The following is a 1,947-nucleotide window of genomic DNA, read 5'->3' as shown; positions in this document are numbered from 1 at the left end:
CCCCGCCGGTGAGAAGGGGGCAGCCGCAATATCCGGCGAAGTAACGTCTGATGGGAAGGAAGACCTTGCCGCGACACCCCTTCTACCCCGCGGGGAGAAGGTGCCCGAAGGGCGGATGAGGGGGCTCCGGGCGCCAACCGCACCCGTCATCTCCCATCACGAAAACTCGCCCGCCCGCGGCCCGGCCAGCGTCACGCGCCAGGTCGTTCGCGCGCGAAAATCCTGCGTCGCCAGAAACGTATAGGGCGTCGTCCGCCAGGGCTTCACGGCATTGTTGAGATTGTCGAGCACGTAATCGCCGTCGTCCAGGCGGGCGATCAGCACGACGTGGTTTTCGTCATGCGGGCCGATCACCACCGAGAGCGCCAGGCGGCTTGCCGGAAATCCGGCGTCGATGAGATCCTTCATCTTCTGCAGGGCGTAATCCTCGCAGTCGCCCCGGCCGCCGACGGGCAGGGTCCAGGCGTCGCCGTTTCCTGAGATGGAGCTGTCCTCCGTCGAGCGGACGCGCAGGTTTACTGCGCGGGTGACCTTGCGCAGAAGCGGCATGCCCGCCTGCTCGGCCGGCCCGCGGGCGCGTCGGGCGGCGGATGTCTCATGGCAAAGCCAGCGATAGCTCGCGCAGGCAGAGGCAAAGCCTACCGGCGCGCCGATATTCCTGCCGACCGGCAGAGGCTGTCCGGCAAAGGCCTGAAACTGCGCGGGAAAGAACACAAGTGAAACAAGGCAAAAAATCCATCGCATGAATCACCCCTCTATTGTCGGCGCGGAAGGTAACACAGTTTATACTAAAACTTTAATAAAATTTATTACTTGCGTAATTAACTATAGCTTAAGAACCTGTGCCATTATCCACAGTTTATTCTTGGAATTAACGGTCTGCTAATATAAGAATTCCCGCAGTTAACGATTTGTTAACTTTGGGAGAGAGAAGATGATCCGTAAAGCAGCGAAGTATAGCGTCGCCGTTGCTTACCTTTTGGCAAGCAGCAGCCTCACAATGGCCGCGCCAGCAGTCGTCAACTGCGCCACGGCAGCGCCGGGTACCATTGAGGCCAGACTGTGCCTGCCGACGAAATCCATCCGCAAGGACGATGACAGCCGCACGGTCAATGACGACAGCAGCGGCAACAATTTCGGCGGCCGCTCCGGCAACCGCTCCGACCCTGGCAAGCAGGCATCGAGTCAGGGCTCTTCCGGCAATCAGAACACCGGCAGCAATGACGGAAATGGCAATCCAGGCGGCTCCGGCCCCGGTGAAGGCCCCGGTGATGGCCCCGGCGATGGTCCCGGTGACGGCCCCGGCGATAACGGCGGTGATCACGGTCACCACGGCGGCAAGGATCATCACCACCACGGCGGCAGGGATCATGACCACCACGGTGGCAAGGATCACGATCACCATGGCGGCAGGGACCATGACCACCACGGTGGCAAGGACCGTGACCACCACGGTGGCAAGGACCGTGACCACCATGGCGGCAAGGATCGCGACCATCACGATGGCAAGGATCGCGACCATCACGACGGTAAGGACCGTGACCATCACGACGGTAAGGATCGCGACCACCACGATGGCAGAGATCGCAACGACCGCGGCGACAAGGGCGGAAACGACCGTGGCGACAAGGGCGGCAATGACCGCGGCGACAAGGGCGGCAACGACCGCAACGACAAGGGCGGCAACGACCGCAACGACAAGGGCGGAAACGACCGCAACGACAAGGGCGGCAATGACCGCAACGACAAGGGCGGAAACGACCGTGGCGACAAGGGCGGCAACGACCGCGGCGACAAGGGCGGAAACGACCGTGGCGACAAGGGCGGAAACGACCGTGGCGACAAGGGCGGAAACGACCGCGGCGACAAGGGCGGAAACGACCGTGGCGACAAGGGCGGCAATGACCGCGGCGACAAGGGCGGCAACGACCGCAACGACAAGGGCGG

2 protein-coding genes are annotated in these 1,947 nt (G+C 62.5%); one reads left to right on the top strand and one right to left on the bottom strand.

Annotation, left to right across the window (positions count from 1 at the left end; translation table 11 throughout):
• Positions 1 to 156: 156 nt before the first annotated feature.
• Positions 157 to 744, bottom strand: coding sequence for a transglutaminase-like cysteine peptidase (locus FHX06_RS00010; RefSeq protein WP_113148506.1), 588 nt, complete (start codon positions 742 to 744; stop codon positions 157 to 159).
• A gap of 190 nt (positions 745 to 934) precedes the next feature.
• Between FHX06_RS00010 and FHX06_RS00005 the strand changes: the two genes are divergently transcribed.
• Positions 935 to 1,947 (top strand): hypothetical protein (locus FHX06_RS00005; protein ID WP_183877594.1); only part of this gene is annotated, 1,013 nt, incomplete at its 3' end.

Source organism: Rhizobium sp. BK512 (assembly GCF_014194915.1).
In the GTDB taxonomy this organism is placed as follows: Bacteria; Pseudomonadota; Alphaproteobacteria; order Rhizobiales; family Rhizobiaceae; genus Rhizobium.
This window is presented reverse-complemented; position numbering and strand designations above follow the sequence as displayed.